Source organism: Reyranella sp. CPCC 100927 (genome assembly GCF_007859315.1).
Classification (GTDB): domain Bacteria; phylum Pseudomonadota; class Alphaproteobacteria; order Reyranellales; family Reyranellaceae; genus Vineibacter.
The window spans coordinates 1-17222 of record NZ_VOHA01000038.1 but is presented as its reverse complement, the minus strand read 5'-3'; the positions used below and the strand labels follow the sequence as shown (position 1 = coordinate 17222).

General features: G+C 65.2%; 17 protein-coding genes. 12 read left to right on the top strand and 5 right to left on the bottom strand.

Features of this window, described 5'->3' with window-relative positions:
• Positions 1-145: 145 nt before the first annotated feature.
• Both FQU96_RS40480 and FQU96_RS40475 read left to right on the top strand, forming a co-directional pair.
• Positions 146-1303: an LLM class flavin-dependent oxidoreductase gene (locus FQU96_RS40480; protein WP_146547128.1), complete on the top strand. Its 1158-nt coding sequence runs from the start codon at positions 146-148 to the stop codon at positions 1301-1303.
• Positions 1304-1403: 100 nt separating this feature from the next.
• Positions 1404-2429: a D-2-hydroxyacid dehydrogenase gene (locus FQU96_RS40475; RefSeq protein WP_146547127.1), complete on the top strand. Its 1026-nt coding sequence runs from the start codon at positions 1404-1406 to the stop codon at positions 2427-2429.
• Between the two features lie 12 nt (positions 2430-2441).
• On the opposite strand, the gene FQU96_RS40470 is transcribed toward FQU96_RS40475, so the two are convergent.
• Positions 2442-2624: a hypothetical protein gene (locus FQU96_RS40470; RefSeq protein WP_146547126.1), complete on the bottom strand. Its 183-nt coding sequence runs from the start codon at positions 2622-2624 to the stop codon at positions 2442-2444.
• 44 nt (positions 2625-2668) lie between these two features.
• A complete protein-coding gene (locus tag FQU96_RS40465; RefSeq protein ID WP_178131142.1) occupies positions 2669-2929 on the bottom strand; it encodes a PqqD family protein in 261 nt (86 codons plus the stop codon).
• Between the two features lie 125 nt (positions 2930-3054).
• Here FQU96_RS40465 and FQU96_RS40460 point away from each other — a divergent pair, with 125 nt between their 5' ends.
• A complete protein-coding gene (locus FQU96_RS40460; RefSeq protein ID WP_146547124.1) occupies positions 3055-3786 on the top strand; it encodes a GDP-mannose 4,6-dehydratase in 732 nt (243 codons plus the stop codon).
• Here FQU96_RS40460 and FQU96_RS40455 read toward each other — a convergent pair.
• The gene (locus FQU96_RS40455) at positions 3773-4729 is read right to left on the bottom strand and encodes a glycosyltransferase family 10 domain-containing protein (RefSeq protein ID WP_146547123.1); all 957 of its coding nucleotides are present in this window, start codon (positions 4727-4729) and stop codon (positions 3773-3775) included. The two genes, FQU96_RS40460 and FQU96_RS40455, sit on opposite strands and share 14 nt — an antisense overlap.
• 44 nt (positions 4730-4773) lie before the next feature.
• Here FQU96_RS40455 and FQU96_RS42405 point away from each other — a divergent pair, with 44 nt between their 5' ends.
• The 4 genes from FQU96_RS42405 to FQU96_RS40440 all read left to right on the top strand — a co-directional run bounded on the left by FQU96_RS42405 (position 4774) and on the right by FQU96_RS40440 (position 9069).
• Entirely contained in the window at positions 4774-4950 is a 177-nt protein-coding gene (locus FQU96_RS42405; RefSeq protein WP_218575071.1) for a hypothetical protein, read from the top strand.
• Positions 4951-4972: 22 nt separating this feature from the next.
• Positions 4973-6079: a glycosyltransferase family 2 protein gene (locus FQU96_RS40450; protein ID WP_146547122.1), complete on the top strand. Its 1107-nt coding sequence runs from the start codon at positions 4973-4975 to the stop codon at positions 6077-6079.
• Complete coding sequence (locus FQU96_RS40445) at positions 6076-7008, top strand: hypothetical protein (RefSeq protein WP_146547121.1); 933 nt, start codon at positions 6076-6078, stop codon at positions 7006-7008. The genes FQU96_RS40450 and FQU96_RS40445 overlap by 4 nt, the downstream gene beginning before the upstream one ends.
• A 159-nt stretch (positions 7009-7167) precedes the next feature.
• On the top strand, positions 7168-9069 hold the full coding sequence (locus FQU96_RS40440; RefSeq protein WP_146547120.1) for an ATP-binding protein: 1902 nt from the start codon (positions 7168-7170) through the stop codon (positions 9067-9069).
• Positions 9070-9107: 38 nt separating this feature from the next.
• Here FQU96_RS40440 and FQU96_RS40435 read toward each other — a convergent pair whose 3' ends face one another.
• Positions 9108-9524 (bottom strand): TetR/AcrR family transcriptional regulator, encoded by a 417-nt coding sequence (locus tag FQU96_RS40435; RefSeq protein WP_146547119.1) that lies wholly within the window; start codon positions 9522-9524, stop codon positions 9108-9110.
• Between the two features lie 387 nt (positions 9525-9911).
• Here FQU96_RS40435 and FQU96_RS40430 point away from each other — a divergent pair, with 387 nt between their 5' ends.
• From FQU96_RS40430 to FQU96_RS40410, 5 genes are all read left to right on the top strand, one after another.
• Positions 9912-10895, top strand: coding sequence for a LysR family transcriptional regulator (locus FQU96_RS40430; RefSeq protein ID WP_146547118.1), 984 nt, complete (start codon positions 9912-9914; stop codon positions 10893-10895).
• A 340-nt stretch (positions 10896-11235) separates the two neighbouring features.
• The gene (locus FQU96_RS40425) at positions 11236-11640 is read left to right on the top strand and encodes a single-stranded DNA-binding protein (protein WP_146547117.1); all 405 of its coding nucleotides are present in this window, start codon (positions 11236-11238) and stop codon (positions 11638-11640) included.
• Positions 11641-11820: 180 nt separating this feature from the next.
• A complete protein-coding gene (locus FQU96_RS40420; protein ID WP_178131138.1) occupies positions 11821-14031 on the top strand; it encodes a mechanosensitive ion channel family protein in 2211 nt (736 codons plus the stop codon).
• 554 nt (positions 14032-14585) lie between these two features.
• The gene (locus tag FQU96_RS40415; protein WP_146547115.1) at positions 14586-15161 is read left to right on the top strand and encodes a hypothetical protein; all 576 of its coding nucleotides are present in this window, start codon (positions 14586-14588) and stop codon (positions 15159-15161) included.
• An 85-nt stretch (positions 15162-15246) separates the two neighbouring features.
• Positions 15247-15543, top strand: a complete 297-nt coding sequence (locus tag FQU96_RS40410) for a hypothetical protein (protein WP_146547114.1) — start codon at positions 15247-15249, stop codon at positions 15541-15543.
• A 180-nt stretch (positions 15544-15723) separates the two neighbouring features.
• Here FQU96_RS40410 and FQU96_RS40405 read toward each other — a convergent pair whose 3' ends face one another.
• Positions 15724-16971 carry a hypothetical protein gene (locus FQU96_RS40405; protein WP_146547113.1) on the bottom strand — a complete coding sequence of 416 codons (1248 nt, stop codon included), beginning with the start codon at positions 16969-16971 and terminating at the stop codon, positions 15724-15726.
• Positions 16972-17222: the final 251 nt, after the last annotated feature.

Genomic DNA, 17222 nt, shown 5'->3' with positions numbered 1-17222 from the left:
TATTGCCATTTGGGAATGGTGGCATCGCAGCACGGCGGCGGATGCCGGGGAGCCATTCGATGACGTCAACGCTCGCCCCTTGGCCGGGCCGGGCGTCGCCCGTTACCGTGCCGACGGATGACACCGCAGCGGAAGGAGCGTCCTCGTGATCAAGCGCTTCCATGTCCTCTATGTCGGTCAGATCGACCTCGACAATGTTGGCTTGCAGGGTACGCCGGCCAACGACCGTCGCTACGCCAGCGAGCGCCTCAGCGAGGTCTTCGCCACCACCCGCGACGTGGCGCGCACCATGGACGATCTCGGCTACTACGCGCTGTGGACGGCCGAGCATCATTTCCAGCACGAGGGCTACGAGTGCCTGCCCAACCTGGTGCAGCTGGGCCTGTGGCTGGCGACGCAGACCAAGCGCCTGAAGTTCGGCTGCGCCTTCAACGTGCTGCCGATGTGGCATCCGATCCGGCTGGCCGAGGATTACGCCATGGCCGACATCGTGACCGACGGGCGCGTGATCATGGGTGTGGGCCGCGGCTATCACACGCGCGAAGTCGAGACGTTCGGCGCGCCGCTGATCGATGCCGAGGCCAACCGCGAATATTTCGAGGAGCAGCTGCAGCTGCTGCTGAAGTGCTTCAACGAGGAGTCGTTCCACCACAAGGGCAAGTACTTCGAGTGTCCGCCGCCGGTCGACTATCGCGGCTATCGCCTGAAGGAGATCACCGTGGTGCCGCGGCCCAAGCACCTGCCGGTCGAGGTGTGGATGCCGATCGCCAGTGGCCGCACCATCGACATGATGGCGCGCTACAACCTCAAGGCCATGGTGACGCTGAACGGCGAGAAGATCCTCGACGACGTGGTGCGCCAGTATCACGACGCCTGCGCCCGCCACGGCCGCACCAAGCAGCTGGGCGAGGACATGATCTGGGGTGCCGGGCTCTACATCGCCGGCAGCCAGGAGGAGGCGATCCGCAAGGTCGAGCCGGCGCATGACGAGCGCTACAAGTGGTTCGCGCCGTTCGGCTTCGTGCGCTACGCCGACGAGCAGGGCCGCACCTGGGGCACGCCCGGTGCGCCGGCGTCGATCCCCACCATCCGCGAGGGCGTGAAGCAGAAGGCCTGGTTCTGCGGTCCGCCGGACGAGGTCATCGCCGGCATTCGCTCGATCGAGGCCAAGTATCCCGGCCTCGAGGATTTCATGGTCCACTGGGCCGAGGGCCTGTCGCCGGCCGAATTCACGGACCAGCTGCATCGCTTCGCCCGCGACGTGATGCCCGCCTTCGGTGGCGCGAAGCTTGCAGCGGAGTAGGGTGGCACACCTGTCATCCCGAGCGCAGCGAGGGATCCGGGCGCTCCTCCTGGACCCCTCGCTGCGCTCGGGATGACACCTCGCTCCACCCCACGACACCATGACCGATACACCATCATCACCGCTCACCTTGCTGCTTTCCGCGTATGCACGACGCACCTGGGGCGAGCGCATTGCTGCGGCCGTGCCGCCCGGCAGCCTTGCCTTCGTGACAGCGGAGGCGGCGATCATCGTCGACGCGCCCTGCATGGCCGACATCGCCTTCATGACGCGCGAGGTGACCGGCCGTTCCAGCAAGAACAATCTGACCCTGGAGCTGCGCGATTTTCAGGCCGTGCTGCGCAAGTCACCGCGGCTGCGCTGGCTGCAGATCCATCCCGCCGGCGCCGATCGTCCGATCTATGCCGAGCTGCGGGCGCGCGGCATGAAGGTGACGACGGCGTCGGGTGCGACGGCGGTGACGGTGGCACACAGCGCCCTGGGTGCCGTCATCGCGCTCAACCGGCGCTTTCCACTGTTGGCCGACGCGCAGCGCCGCCATGCCTGGGAACCGCGCCTGGGCGAGCGTTCGCCGCGCGACCTCAAGGGCCAATGCGCCGTCATCGTCGGGCTGGGGCCGATCGGCCGCACGATCGCGGGTCTGCTGAAGATGCTGGAGATGCGCACCATCGGCGTGCGCCGCGGCGCGGCGCCGGTGCCGCCCTGTGACCGCACGATCGCTTACGGCGATCTCGCCGCGGTCTTGCCGCAAGCCGACTGGCTGATCCTGTGCTGTCCGGCCTCGCCCACCACGCGCGGCATCGCCAACGCGGCGACATTCGCGGCCATGCCGGCGGGCGCGCACCTGGTGAACGTGGCGCGCGGTGAAGTGGCGGTGGAGCGCGACGTGATCGCGGCGCTGGCCAGCGGCAGACTGGCCGGCGCCTATCTCGACGTCTTCGAGCGCGAGCCGCTGGATGCGGCCTCGCCGCTGTGGGACATGCCCAACGTGATCGTCTCGCCGCACACGGCCAGCCATTCGCTGGGCCAGAACGAGGCGATCTTCGACATCTTCCTCGACAATCTCGCGCGCTGGCGCGGCGGCCAGCCGCTGCGCAACGACGTCGACGATCTGTCCGAGGGCTGAGCGGTCACCGCGTCAGGATCGCCGGCTGGATTGCAGGACATGCCAGGTGGCAGCCCCGGCGAAGGCGCCGAACAGCGCGTAGGCCACGGTGCCGCCCACCGCCCGCGCGACCTCTTGCGTCGTGCCGTTCGCGAGGACCGCGTAGTTGTCCAGGATGCCCAGGATCACGCCGACGATCGTGCCCGCCGCGATCATTTTGAGCATGCTCGATGGCAATGGCTTCATCCTCGTCGCATCGGTCAGGGGCGGTGTTCGATCAGGCCCTGGCTGGCCAGTGCCGCCAGGCAATCCGCGACATCCGATCGCGGCGGTGTCGGCAGGCTGAAGACGCTCTGCAACAGATCGGCGATGGCATCGGCATCGCGGTTGCCGTCGCACAGGTCGAGCACGGCCGTCGCCGTCCGGTTGAGGTAGTGAACCTGTTCGCGGGCCTGGTCGTAGACGACACAACCCTCCGGCAGCTCATTGCACTCAAGGCCGTCGATGCGACGGTAGGACACGGCGTACGCCCTCGCGCTGTTGGCAAGGCATTGGGCATCAACCGGCAGGAGTGTTCAAGTCGATTAACGCGAATGCCGGCTGGTCCTGTATCATGAGTGGGCATGGCACAGGGACATGGCAAGCGATGGCCGACAAGGTCGCTCTGATCACGGGGATCACCGGACAGGACGGCGCCTATCTCGCCGACTTTCTGCTGGCCCGTGACTATATCGTGCACGGCATCAAGCGCCGCGCCTCCTCGCTCAACACCCAGCGCATCGACCACCTCTACCGCCGCGAGGCCTACGGCCTGCATGCCTCCAACGGCATCCTGTTCAACCACGAATCGCCGCTGCGCGGCGAGACGTTCGTCACCCGCAAGATCACGCGCGCCGTGGCAGCCATCGAGGCCGGCCGCCAGCAGCGCCTCTATCTCGGCAATCTCGATGCCCGGCGCGACTGGGGCCATGCCCGCGACTATGTCGAGGGCATGTGGCTGATGCTGCAGCAGGACCAGCCTGACGACTACGTGCTGTCGACCGGCGAAGCGCATTCGGTCCGCGCGTTCGCCGAGCTGGCCTTCGCCCGCATCGGGCGTCCCATCGTGTGGCGTGGCACCGGGGTCGAGGAGACCGGCTGTTGCGCGCGCAGCGGCGAGGTTCTGATCGCAATCGATCCGACCTACAGGCGTCCGACCGAGGCCGACCACCTCGTCGGCGATCCGACCAAGGCGCGGCAGCGCCTGGGATGGTGGCATCGCACCCGCTTCGAGGATCTCGTGGCCGAGATGGTCGACGCCGACCGCGCCGCGGCCCGGAGCACTTCCTCCCCCAGCTTCGCTGGGGAGGAACATGAATTGGTGATCACGGTCGCCTGAAGCGTTGCCGCAACAGGGCGCACAGGCGCTCGACCGGGCTGCGGCTTTCGGTTTCGATCAGCTTCAGGAAGCTGTCGCGCAGCGGCCGCTGCTTCCAGTCGAAGAAGCGGCCGTAGCGCTCATCGTCGCCGGCAATGGCGCGCAGGTGCTCGGCCAGCTGGCGGGGATCGGGGAAATCCGACGCATCGATATAGCAGTGATCGCCGGGCGCGAACGCCGCGACGTTGGGCGCCCCAAAGTAGACCGGAATGGAGCCCGCCCACAGGGGGTCGAAGAACTTTTCGGTCACGTAGTCCACCGCGCGCGCGTTCTCGAACGCGGCCGTGAACCTGTACGTCGAGATCGCGTCCAGCTTGGACGGCCGGCCGGCGTCGGACGCCAGCGCACGGTTGTTCATGAACGTGCCGTACGAGTCGATCGCCATGTATTGCGCCAGCTCGTAGAGGTAGGCGCGCCGGTTGCTGGTATCGACCGCGCTCGAGATGAAAGTGGCGAGCAAGGCGTCGGCGGACTTTGGTGGCGGTGGCCGCCGCAGCGCCGCGATCATCGCCGGCACCGAACCGTGCGGGATGGCATATGTCGCCGGCACGTCGCAGTCGCGGCGATAGGTCATCGTCAGGTCGAAATGGCGCATGAAGCGCACGTCGCGCATGATCGGGTAGTGGTCCTGGCATTCGATCGTGCTGGCGATCCAGAGCTGCCCCGGCCGCTTGGCAGGATGGAGATCCCACGCCCAGGGCCGGCGGGCCCGGATGCGCGCGCGCGTCCATTCCGGCGGGTGGAAAACGACCGCGTCTGCGTCGTCGTAGCGGTTGCGGTCGGTCGAGATCGTGATGTCCGGGGTGGAAGGCACATCGAGAGACAAGCCCCACGGCACATCATAGAACAGCAGCAGCACGGTGCGTGTCGCTCCCCTGGAGCGTTTGACAATGGAAGTGCCCATGCTACGGTTCTGTGGTCGGTGAGTACAGCAACGAAGGCACGTCGATGACCGTCATTTCAACAGCGACTTCAGCAGAAGCGGTCAGCTCACCCCCGCCGCAGATCCCGGAAAAGCTGCGCGCCCTGACGGCGGACAAGGCCTATGAGGCGCCGCGGGTCGTGACCTTCCCGATCGACGCGATGAGCATCACCGAAGCCCTGGCGTTCACCGGCAACACCTGACGTGTCAAGCGACGGGGCGCCGATGAGCAGCCCCGTAACCGTGTCGGCGGCGATGATTGTTCGCAACGAACAGTCGTTCCTGCCGGGGTGCCTGGAGTCCTTGCAGGGCCGGGTCGACGACATCGTCGTGGTCGACACCGGCTCGACGGATGGCACCGTCGACATCGCAACCCGTGCTGGCGTACGTTTGTACCATCAGCCCTGGCGCGATGATTTTGCGGCGGCGCGCAACGCCGCGCTGGCAAGGGTGTCCGGCAGCTGGGTCCTCTATATCGACGCCGACGAGCGCCTGGTCCTGCCGGAGGGCGGTGTCCTGGCCGACTATATCGACCCGGGCGCCATCGCGGGCCTCGTGCGGCTGCGGCCCAAGACGGGCTACACGCGCTACCGCGAATGGCGGCTGTTCCGCAGCGATCCGCGCCTGCGCTTTGCCGGCCGCATCCATGAGACGATGGTCCCCGCCATCCGAACGATCAGTACCCGCGAGGGCCTGCCGATCCGGCAGACATCCGTGCGGATCGATCATCTCGGCTACGACGGCGGACAGGGGCATAAGCACGCCCGTAACCTCGCGCTGCTGGAGCAGGCCGTGCGCGATGATCCCGACCGCGCCTTTCTCTGGCACCATCTCGCCGAAACACTGGTCGCGCTGGGGCGGCTGCAGCCGGCGATGGCGGCGGCGCGATCGGGGATCGCCGGTGCCCGGCGGCAGGAGTCGGACGAGCAGCGCGCTGCGGCAAGCCTGTGCTGCCAGCTTCTGGCCCGCGCCGAACGGCAAGGCGGCGGTGATCCCGTGCCGGCGATCGCCGAAGGCCTGGCGATCCTGCCGCACGACTATGCGCTCTGGTTCCTGCTGGGACGTGCCGCACTCGATGCCGGCCGCCCGCGGGCGGCGCTGCGCGTCGCCCAGAAGCTGCGCGCCATCGATCCGGACACCCTGCAGGACGGGGTGCTGGCATTCGACCGCCGCATCTTCGGCGACAGAGCCTGCGAACTGGCGGCCGTCGCGTGCCTTCGGTTGGGACACCGACGGGATGCCGCGGCGCACTTCGCCGAAGCGGCGCGCCTGGCGCCGGACGAGATGACGTATCGTCTCAAGGCATCGGCATTGGGCGGGCCGGCGCCATGACGCCGAGCCGCAACCTGGTCCTGGTTCACACACCGGACTGGCAGGACATCGCCGACTTCCACGCCATCAAAACCCATGCCGAGAGCATGGCGCCGGATATCGAGGTCTTCATCGTTTCCAATCCGTCGCGGTCGTCCGTGACAAGCCGCAAGGCCGCGCAGCGTCCGTCGCTGATCTTCTCGCCCGTCCGTCTGCTGGACTTTCGTCCGCGCCGCGGCCGGCTCTATGCCGGCCAGCCGATGTCCAAGCTGGAGGAGATGCGCCGCCTGGCCGCAGCGGGCCTGCCGGTGCCGGCCTTCGAGGAGATCGGTCCGCAGACCGTGCTCTCCCGCGATACCTACGGTCCTTATGTGATCGTAAAGCCATCCTACGCACTGGCGTCCTGGGGCCAGAATATCGAGCTGCTGCCGACCGATCGCGTGCATTATCGCGCGCCATCGGACTATCCGGCCGATCATCTGGGCCGATACGCGCCGATGATCGCGCAGACATTCGTCGACTGCGGCCATGCCATGACCTGCCGCGTGCTGACCTTGTTCGGCGTGCCGCTGTTCTCCTACTGGCGCCAGTCGACCCGGCCGCTGATGCTGGACCCGTCGCGCGCGCCCTTCAAACCGGCTGACTACATGCCGGCACCGCCGGACATGACGGCGCACGTCACCCGCGATCCGGCCATGCTGGCGTTGGCTGCCGCCGCCTGGCGCGCCATGCCGACGGTGGCGCTGCAGGCCTGCGATATCCTGCGCGACAAGGATGGCGGCCTGCACCTGCTGGAGATCAATCCTGGCGGCGGTGCCTGGGCGTTCTCCAACAAGTCGGCACCCGGCTACAGGAAACGGCTGGGCGTCGACGACCTGTCTTCCTTCTTCGACGCCTTCCGTACGGCGGCCCACCTCCTGGTCGAGCGCACCCGCGCCGAAGCGGTGTGAAGCACAGCGCGCGCCGGGATCGCCGCCCGCGATCGCCATCCGAGCGTCGCGGGAATTGACAGCCCTGTGTTCCTGGGCTCCATTGTGCATTATACTTCGAATGCAAATGATTTGATCACATCGTTTTCAGCCGGTGCGCTCTGAGCCCTGAAAGGCCCTATGGACCTCGCGGCGTTGTTCAGTTCCGAGTGCAGTCCGGTTGAAAACCTGGTGGCGATTCGCGCCCACACACTGGACATCTTCCCCTACGCCATCGCCGCACTTGCCAGTTTCGCCTTCCTGGAGCTGGCCGGCCGACTTGTCGAACGGCGCGACGGGACACGACGCCTGTGGTGGCTGGTGGGCGGCGCGATCGTCATGGGCGGCGGCATCTGGTCGGCGCACTTCGTGACGATGTCGTCGCACATGGAACCGGTGACGGGGACATACGACCCGATCGCGGCCGGCATCGCGGCCATCCCGGCCATGCTGGCGACCGGCCTGGCGTTGCGCGTCCTGGTGCACCCTGCCGCCATGATTCCCCGAGCCCTCGTGGCCGGAACGGTCATGGGCCTGGGAATCGGCGCGACGTACTACGGCGCCGTGGCGGCGCTGCGGCCGGGCGTGCTGATCCGCTACGATCTGTTGCTGCTGTGTGCGTCCTTTGTTGCACCTGTAGCGCTCACCATCGCCGCGTTTCTGGTCCGGTTCCGCCCCAACCACTCGGGCTCGCAGCGGGCGACCGCCATCCAGCATTTCGCCAGCCCGCTGCTCCTGGCTGTCGCCATCGGTGGCGTGCACCTCTTCCTGATGAACGCGATGTGCATCACGGACGGCGACCTGCATGCCCCACCCGGCATACCGTCTGGCGCGTTCGCCACGATCGTGATCGGCGTCGCCATTTTTGCGCTGACGGCAGGAATTGGCACCCTGGTGTTCGAACATCTGCAGCAGAGCGCCGCCAGTTTCCGGGTCTTGTTCGAGAAGAATCCCGACGCGATGTGGGTACACCACCGCGACACGTTGCGGATTTTCGAGGCCAACGAAGCCGCCCGCAATGCCTACGGCTACACGACGGCCGAGTTTCGCAAACTGACGATATTCGATCTTCTGCCGGCCGAGGATCGGCCTCGCCTCAAGCAATTCGTGACAACGATCGTCGATGATGACGGTGTCGCCCATGATCGCGGCGTCTGGCGGCATGTCATGAAGGACGGGTCGATCACCGAGAACAAGATCACGTCGGCGTCGATTGGCTTCCGCCGCCAGCGCGCCCGGCTGGTGGTGGCGAAGGATATCACCCGCCAGCGCCGCGCCGAGGTGCAGCTGGCGCAGGCCGAGGCGAGCCTGCGCCAAAGCCAGAAGCTCGAGGCGCTCGGCAAGCTCACCGGCGGCATCGCGCACGACTTCAACAACATCCTGGCCATCATCATGGCCAAGCTGGAGGTCCTGGCGGACGAGCTGTCGCCGGACTCGCCGCACCAGCGCAAGATCACGACGGCGATCACGGCGGCCGAGCGGGGCGCCGACGTCGTGTCGCGCCTCATGATGGTGGCGCGGCAGCGGCCGCTGGAACCGACGGAAATGGCCATCGATGTCCTGCTGCACGATCTTGCGCGTTTGTTGTCGAGCGTCGTGCCAAGCCATATCCGTTTCCGCCTCGATGTCGACGAGGGCCTGCCGCGATGCCGGCTCGATCGCAGCGGGTTCGAGACGGCGATCCTCAATCTCGCGGTCAATGCCCGCGATGCCATGCCCGAGGGCGGCGAACTGCATGTGGCGGCGTCTCGGCGTGTCCTGACCCCGGCGGATGTCGAACCCCGGCCGCACCTGCGTGCCGGCGCATGGATCGAGATTGCCGTACGCGACACCGGCGCCGGCATGACGCCCGACGTGCAGGCCCACATCTTCGAGCCGTTCTTCACGACCAAGGACGAAGGCCAGGGCACCGGCCTGGGACTCGCCATGGTCTACGGCTTCGTTCATCAATCGGGCGGCTTCATGAGCGTCGACAGCGCGGTCGGACGCGGCACGACGTTCCTGCTGTACCTGCCCGTGATCGAAACAGCGTTGCGGAACTGAGATCGGGCGTACGTCTGGCCCGCGGCACGCCGAGGAACTCAGGCCGAGGCTGAAGCCATGGGTTCTGATGACATCGTCGCCATCGGTGACAGTGTGGGCTCGGGCGGGCCGCCGATGATCAGCCGTACGACAGGGCCGGCCCAGGCCTGGGGAAACGTCGCGCCCAGCAACCGGGCTGCGATCTCGCGTGACAGCTCGGCGTCTTCCAGTGCGACGGCATACAGGTTCTGCATGCTGGCGAAATGCTGGAAGAGAGCGCGCATGCTGACGCCCGCCTCCGTGGCGATGTTGGCAGAGGTTGGCTGCCAGCACCCGGTCCGCATGAGGCGGCGCGTGACGTCGATGATCCGGGACCGGGTCCGCTGGCCGCGCCGCCGGCGTCCGTCCGTGAACCATGCGACGTCTTCCTCGCGCTCCTGACCCGGTGAAGAGAGAACAATACTTACTTGTGGCATGTTATCGCCGCTTGCTGACAAAGGAGGTCACGTACTGGCGTGCGGGAAAATCCTTCGATATCGAATTTTTATCAAAATACGATAGCGCTGCCCAGCAAATACATCGTTCAAACGGATCGTTAACAAGCGAGCCGAAGTATGACTGAAACAGATAGTCGGCAGGCATGTATTATTACAAATAATAGAAGAATATCGCGCAATTGTGATTGTGAGGTACCCACAACTTTGCTACGTCCTCAAGCCATTAGAGGCACGAGTAGTCTGAGGATGATGAGCTCTCTCGACGAGCACTCGCTGAACGTCAGCCCACGTCCAAGACGCTATTGTCGGACACACACCCTAGATCGATTCTAAGTCGCCATAGGATTGCGCCGGGCCGGTCGCGCCATGGATATTGACGCCAAGCCATATCGCGCTTTCGTGGCCGTCGCCGAAGAACGCTCTTTCGGCCGCGCGGCCGCGCGTCTCCAAGTGTCGCAGCCGGCGCTTTCGGCGCAAATCAGGGAGTTCGAGCGGCTTCTTGGGTTTCCGCTGTTCAACCGCACGAGTCGCGTCGTCGAATTGTCGGTGCAGGGCCGTCTCTTTCTTGGCAATGCCCGGCGTATGTTGTTCGAGACGGAGATCGCCAGGAATACAGCGCGCGCGATCCAGACCAATCAGCTGGCCATCGGTGCCACCGTCCAGACAATGCTCGTCGCCGAGCGGGTCAACCTTCTGGATCGTTTCATTCTGCAGCGGCCTGACATCCCACTGCGCGTTGCCAATGACACGGATGCGCGACTGCGCGCGGCTCTTGCGCGGCGCGAAATAGATCTCGCACTGCTGATCGAGCCGATGCTGGGTGGCGCGGTGACATATTCGCCGCTCGACCCCCATAGCGCGTCAGTGACGGAAATCGAACGCCTTGTTCTACGCCGCCGCCGAGTGGAGGTTCTCCTGCCGCGGGAGCACCCTGCCAGCCGCCATGCGGTCCTGCCGCTGTCCGCGCTGAAGAAAATGCGGATCGCAATGTTCGATCGCGCGTACGGCGTCGCACTGATCACTGCGATCCTGCAATTCGTGCGCTCTGCGGGTGGTACCCTCACCCGTCCACCGGAACGCAATGCGCTGGCAGTCGAGCGCTATGGCGCGGTTAAGCGTGTGCCGGCGATAAGCCTGGGCTGGTTTGGTCGATCGCATCTCGCTGGCCTGGCGCCGATGGTCAGTCGCCCCATCGAGGGCTTGGATGCCGAGACCGGCCTCGTCTTGCTACGCGCTCAAGGTGAGGGGCATCCGGCGACGGCGACCATGTGGAAGATCGCCGCCGAGTTGGCATCTCATCGCCAGCCGCCAGTTCGTGGCTCGACACGCCGGGCTTCCACGGGAACATGATGTCCTCGCACAGCTTGATCTCGACGGACTGCAGATTGTCTTTCCGATGCCGGCTCTGCAGCGCCGTAGTCTCTGCCGCCGGTGCGGCCGCCCGCGATCGACTTAATCCTGCTGGTTGACGCATTGATAACCGAGTCCGATTAGTGGCTCAAAACTTACCGATTGGACTTTGCCGTCCCGCAATTCCAGTCTGCGGCGACAGGAGCATAGACATATGTTTGATATGTTAACTGAAAGCAGTGTCGTTGTTGCCGTGCGGCGGACATCAACAATGGCACCGCAGGCATCCCTGGCCATTTGACGAGGCTCACACAGGTGAGCAGTACGAGGGAGCTCCGCTATGATAAACGAGGCTGAGTTTCGCATTCTGGGCCGCGTTGGCCATGTCACCACGGTCGGCGCTACGACAAGGGTGTCGATATGCGCCAACTACAGGGTCCAGCAGCGCGACGGCTCCTATGTTGACCAACCGCACTGGAACACCGTCACCGTCCTTCCTGAAAACGTGCAGGCCTACATCATGCAGCACGTCAACGACGGCGATCTCGTGCTGGTGACGGGGCGTCTGTGCGAAGGCTCATACGAAGATGGTGAAACCAGGTACACCGTCGATCTGATCGCTACGCAGTTCTGCAAGCTGGCGAGCAAGCGCAGCGCCGATTGCGCCGCAGCCCATCAACCGTCGCCCGAACGCCAAGCGCCCGAATGCAGCATCGGCAGAGCGCGTCAGCTCCAGATGGCGTAGCCCGATCATCAGCAGCGATGCTGGACCGCGCGCGTGGCCGCCGCTGGCGGTACTTGATCACGTGCACTTTCATTCCAGACGCGTCGGGAGATTGCCCGTGAGAGGCGAAACGGCGAGTTCGGCGCTGCGTTTCCATGTCGTTCACAACCGCGGCTGAATCGGATGTGTCTTGATGGGGCGATGAGATCGCTTGTGCTGGCGCTGGGACTGCTGGTCAGCATGGCGACGGGTACCATGGCGCAGCCCGTCCCGCCCGCACCGCCGCCCGGAATGACCCAGCAGCAGTTTGACGCGCTGGTCGACGCCATCAGTGGCGCCGTGGTCAAGAAGCTCACGGAGCAGGGCACGATCGCGCGCAAGCCCGGCGCGACCGATACGACGGCGCCGGCCAAGCCCAGCGATGACGGCCAGTTCCGGACCGAATCGCGTGTGCTGGCGGATCGCGTTCAGGTCGTGCTCGGTGCTTTTCCGGACCTGTTCCGCCATACCGGTATTGTCGTTGATCAGCTCAACCGCCGAACCCTCGAAAGGGCCGGGACGCTCAACGTCTTCCTGCTGCTGGCGCTGGCCGTGGCGCTGGCACTTGGCGCCGAACTGGTCGCGCGATGGGCGCTGGTAGGCGCGCATCGCGGTATTCTGCATGGCCATGATGCGGCACCAGGGCCGTGGCGCCTGCTGGGTCTGGCCGCTGTCGATATGGTGCCGATCCTCGTGCTGGCCGTGGCGGCGCGCGCGGTGGGTGGCTGGTGGTTTGCCGGTGAGGACACGCCGGCGCGGCTGGCTACCCTCCTGCTGTTCGGCCTTGTGGCCTGGCGGTCGTACGTCCTGGTCTTCCGTCTGTGGTTCCGCCCCAGTCTGCCGGTGGCGCGCATCGTGCCGGTGAACGATGCCGATGCCCGCCGCATCTACTACGCGCTGTCGTTCGTGACGATGATGACGGCGGCGGTGCGGTCCTGGTCATCGTTCCTCAACGGCGCCGGCACGCCGCCGGATGCCATGTCGGCAGCGGCCGTCGTCCATACCGTCGTTCTGGCGGTGGCCTATATCGGGGCGATATGGTTCGTGCGCGCGCCCGTGGCGCGCTGGCTCGTGGCCATGGTCGAACACACGCATCATGCGGGCGAGCATATCCGCATCGCCCTGGCGCGGCAGTGGTTCATCTTCGCCATCGCGCTTTTCCTCGCCATCGCCGCCGCGCATTTCTATGCCGTGATCTTCGCGCGCTTCGAGGTATCGCAAGCCATCGTGCGCAGCCTGGGGGTCGTCATCGCCCTGGTGCTGCTGGAAACGTTGTTCGACTACGTGACGCGGCGGTTGGCGAAACCGGCGGGCACCACCGAGACCGGCATCGCGGCGCCGCGGTTCATCGACGTTGCCGCCCGCTGCCTGCGCGTTCTCGTCCGCATCGTGGCGTTCGTGATGGTGGCCGAGACGTGGGTGGTGGAAGTCCTGGCGCTGGTCCGTCCTGAAGACATGTGGCGGGTGGCGCGGTCCGGCATCACGGTCGGCACGATCCTGTTCCTGGCCTACGTTGCCTGGGAGACTGTGCAATTCCTCGCCGACCGCTATGCCGCGCGCAACCCGGTCATGGCGCCCGGTGGCGATCCCGAGGACATGGAAAACGCCGCCCCGACCAATGTCTCGCGGCTGCGCACATTGCTGCCGGTGATGCGGATCGCCATGGCGGTCGTCATCGTGGTGCTCACAACCCTGGTCGTGTTGTCGGAACTGGGCGTCAACATCGCCCCGCTGATCGCCGGCGCCTCGGTGATCGGCCTCGCGATCTCGTTCGGCAGCCAGGCGTTGGTGCGCGATGTCGTGTCGGGGGTTTTCTACCTGGCCGACGACGCCTTCCGTGTCGGCGAATATCTCGATGTCGGCAAGGCCAAGGGCATCGTGGAAGGCTTCACCCTGCGCTCGATCCGACTGCGTCATCAGAACGGCCAGGTACACACCATTCCGTTCGGTCAGCTCGGCCAGATCAGCAACTTCAGCCGCGACTGGACCACGGTGAAGTTCAATCTGCGCTTTGCGCGCAACACCGACTTCGAGAAGGTGCGCAAGGCGGTCAAGAAGATCGGCCAGGAGATGATGAACGAGCCGGAGTTCAAGCGCGACATGCTGCAGCCGCTCAAGATGCAGGGTGTCGCCGACATCGCGGACAACGCCCTCGTGCTGCGCTTCAAGTTTACCTGCCGTCCGATCAAGCCGACCTACATTCAGCGCCAGGCTGTCAAGCGCATGTTCCAGGCCTTCCCGGCATTGGGAATCGAGTTCGCCCAGACCATGGTCAACGTCCAGGCCCTGGGCGGCGGCCCGGTCGACCCCGCGGTGTTGGGTGGAGCCGCCGCCCATGCGCAGTCGTCGGCCACAGCCGGCGCTCCTTCCTGACGGCGATCATCAGAGGATCGACAGCGTCGCGTGGAAATGTCGCGCTCGACGGGTGTGGTGATCCTGGATCAAAAACATTAGATTACTTAGTAATATGAATGGAAGAAGTCATGATCGCGTGATAGAGTGATTTGGATATGTAATACGATCTCTTCATAGGAAACTCCAATTACATTGAATAGAGCGGTAATAAGTGAAATTTCTGGGGGGATATAATGTAAATAGTGAATTTTGATTCTCTTTAAGAACGATTCACAAGTAGGGCGCCTGGATTTCCAACAGGCCGGCTTGGCCTTCAAGAAATCTGAATCTCCCGAGCCTGTCCTGCGAACAATACCGCATTGTTTCCCTCGCCGTGCTGCTGGCATGCGCAAGCGCCCAAGGTCGGCCATTCCTTCGGAAGGGGTGTGATCGAGGGTACGCCGGATCCATGCCGGGCGTGCGCCGCGCATCCCTGTACAGGAGAAGCATATGGCTTTGTGCTCGCCCCGGGGCGGAGCGGTTTCGTGAAAAGAGATTCCAACGACGTCTCGTAAGCAGAAAGCTGTCCCAAGATGATGAAAAAGAAAGCACTGGCGGCGTATATCCCAGTCACCCTCGCGTGCCTGCCGGCGTGTTCGATAACATCGGCTCAGGCCCAGCTGCCGGCAATACCGTCGATCAGCAACTGGATCGACTATCGGGCGTCCGATGGCAGTTTCGCGATCCGCTTCCCGGGCACGGTGCAGGTACGGCCATGGCGTGAGGGGGCATTGCCGGCCACGCACTACCTGACCGGAACGCCCGACGAGGTCTATAGCGTTACGGTCATCCCGCTGCCGCAGTCCACCCGCGGTGGTCGCAGTGCGGCCGACGTCGCCCGCGAATTCACGGCACGGAGCCTCGCGGTCATGGAGCCGAATGGCGTGGACTTCGACCGGACCGAGGCGTGTTTTTCCGGGACCCCGGGTCGCCGCGTGCAGGCATCGGTACCCGTCAACCTGCACTACGTAGCACGGATCTGCACGACGACGACGGCGGTGTATCGCGCGGAGGTCGTCGTGTCCCGGCAGCGGTGGACCACCGCGCGGCCGCGAGTCGATGCATTCCTGGAGTCATTTCGCCCGACCGAACGGGTGGCGCAACGGTGACAGCGCGCCACAAGAAGCGGATACTCGTTGAGCGCCATGAGGGTGTCGTTGCTGTTGCAGCCGCGCGGCCGAGGGAGAGAACGATATGAAGCCCACGCGGATAGCCACGGCGCTCGCTGCCGCTGGCATTTTCGTCACCGGCTGGCTGGCAGGCGCGAGCGTCGACAAACCAGCGGGTCTATCGGTACCGGGCATCGGCAGCGCCGTCGCCAAGGTCGACAGTACGACGATGGACCCCCAGATGCTGGCCGTCGCGATGGGCGTCGCCTCGGTCGCGGTGGACACCGAGGCGGCGGCGCTGCGCATCAACGAGCTCACCGACCGCCTGGCCGCCCTCGAACGCCGCGTGCAGGCGCTGGAGGGCAAGCCGGGTAACCGCTAGAGCGGCTGACGTTGGAAACGGCTTGCCGTCATCCGGAGCGCAGCGAAGGATCCTGCGGTGTGGGTGGCAGCGCGATCGGGGACTGATATCGCCATCGCCGACATTCTTTTGAGCGGTCCACCGCAAGATCCTTCGCTGCGCTCAGGACGACCGATTCATCAATGGATAACTCACACCAGTCTAATCCCGCAGCTCCAGCTTGCGGCGGGCGGCGCTGATCATCGGATCGTCGCCCGGCAGGTCCTTCAGTTGGGCCAGCAGCTTCTCGCGCAGGTCCTCGCCGTCGAACTCGAGATTTGACCAGAAATTGCGCGAGCGGCGGAAATAACCGATGTCATCGAGCAGGCTGGTACAGAAATAGTAGGCCTCGGCGACCCTGTTGTAGGGTCGCGTATCGACCTCGCCGACGCTGTTGATCGACAGGCGGATCGTGCGGGCGAGGATGATCGCCAGTTGCGCCCGCGCGAACGCCTTTTGCATGTCGTTCATGTCCGACCAGCCGAAGCGCACCAGCCGCACCACGTCGTAGGCGTGGTGGCAATTCTGCGCGCCGCGATCCTGCCAGCCGTAGGGATAGCTGCGTTCGCGCGTGCGGAACGTCGTGCGGATCAGCTCAGGCAGGCGTTCGATGCGCCCGTCACGGTAGCTGGCGATATGAAACGTGACGCTGAGGTCCTCGGTCTTGATCAGCCGATCGCCCAGTTGATACCAGGCACCCCAGTAGCCGGTCTTGGGGTCCTGCCATTCGCGGTCCATGTATTCGATCAGCGCCGCCGATACCGGGGCGCGCGGCCAGTCCGGCGGGAACACGCCGGCGAGCTGCGGCAGGAACAGCAGCTGGCCCAGGCCGGTGACGGTGAGATTGAGCTCCTTGCGGTTGTCGATGCCGTCGTCCAGGACGCGCGACGTGGTCAGCCGCCGGAAACGCTCGACGATCTTCTGCGGCGAGTCGACCTCCTTGAGGAAGCCCAGTGGATGGACCGGCTGGCGCCCCTGTGCCACCAACTCCTTCAGCGGATCCGCCGAGGTCCACATGCGCAGGAACCATGCCTCGTAGCAGCCGCCCCAGGATCCATCCGATGGTGACTGCTCGCCGGCGGCCCGTTGCTGTTCCGCCGACTGGGTGAGGCTCTTGCTGAGATCGTCGAGCCGCCGCTCGATGCGGGCGGTGTCGCGGGTCGAGCCGATCAGCCAGTCCGCCTCGTCGAGGATCTGGCTCGAGCACGGCAGGTACTCGCCCGCCGCGCCGCGCTTCAGGATCTGTTTGCGGAAATCGTCGAGGCGGTGCCCATAGAGGGCGTCCATGCGGCGCTTCTGGTCGAAACGCGGAATATAGCCGTCGATCAGGCGGACGCCCGGCGGCAGCTCCGGCGCGGCCTGCGCCGGGGTGATCAGCATGGCGCTGATCAGCAGCGTGATCCATCTCATGTGCTGGCGCATGCCAGTGATCTACCGCGTTTCGCGGTATCCCTGAAATGATGAAAGAGCGAGCGGTTCAAGACAAGCGTCATTGAGGTGCATCACCCCTGGGAGCGCGGGCGTCCCGCCCGCTCATATCAAGGCGAAAGCAAGCATTCGATGCGGGCGAGACGCCCGCGCTCCCAGGTTTTCGATGATCACCAATGGAACCGCATGCCCATCTTGCCGTTGAGCGCGTGGCTCTTGCCGTTGAGGCCGAT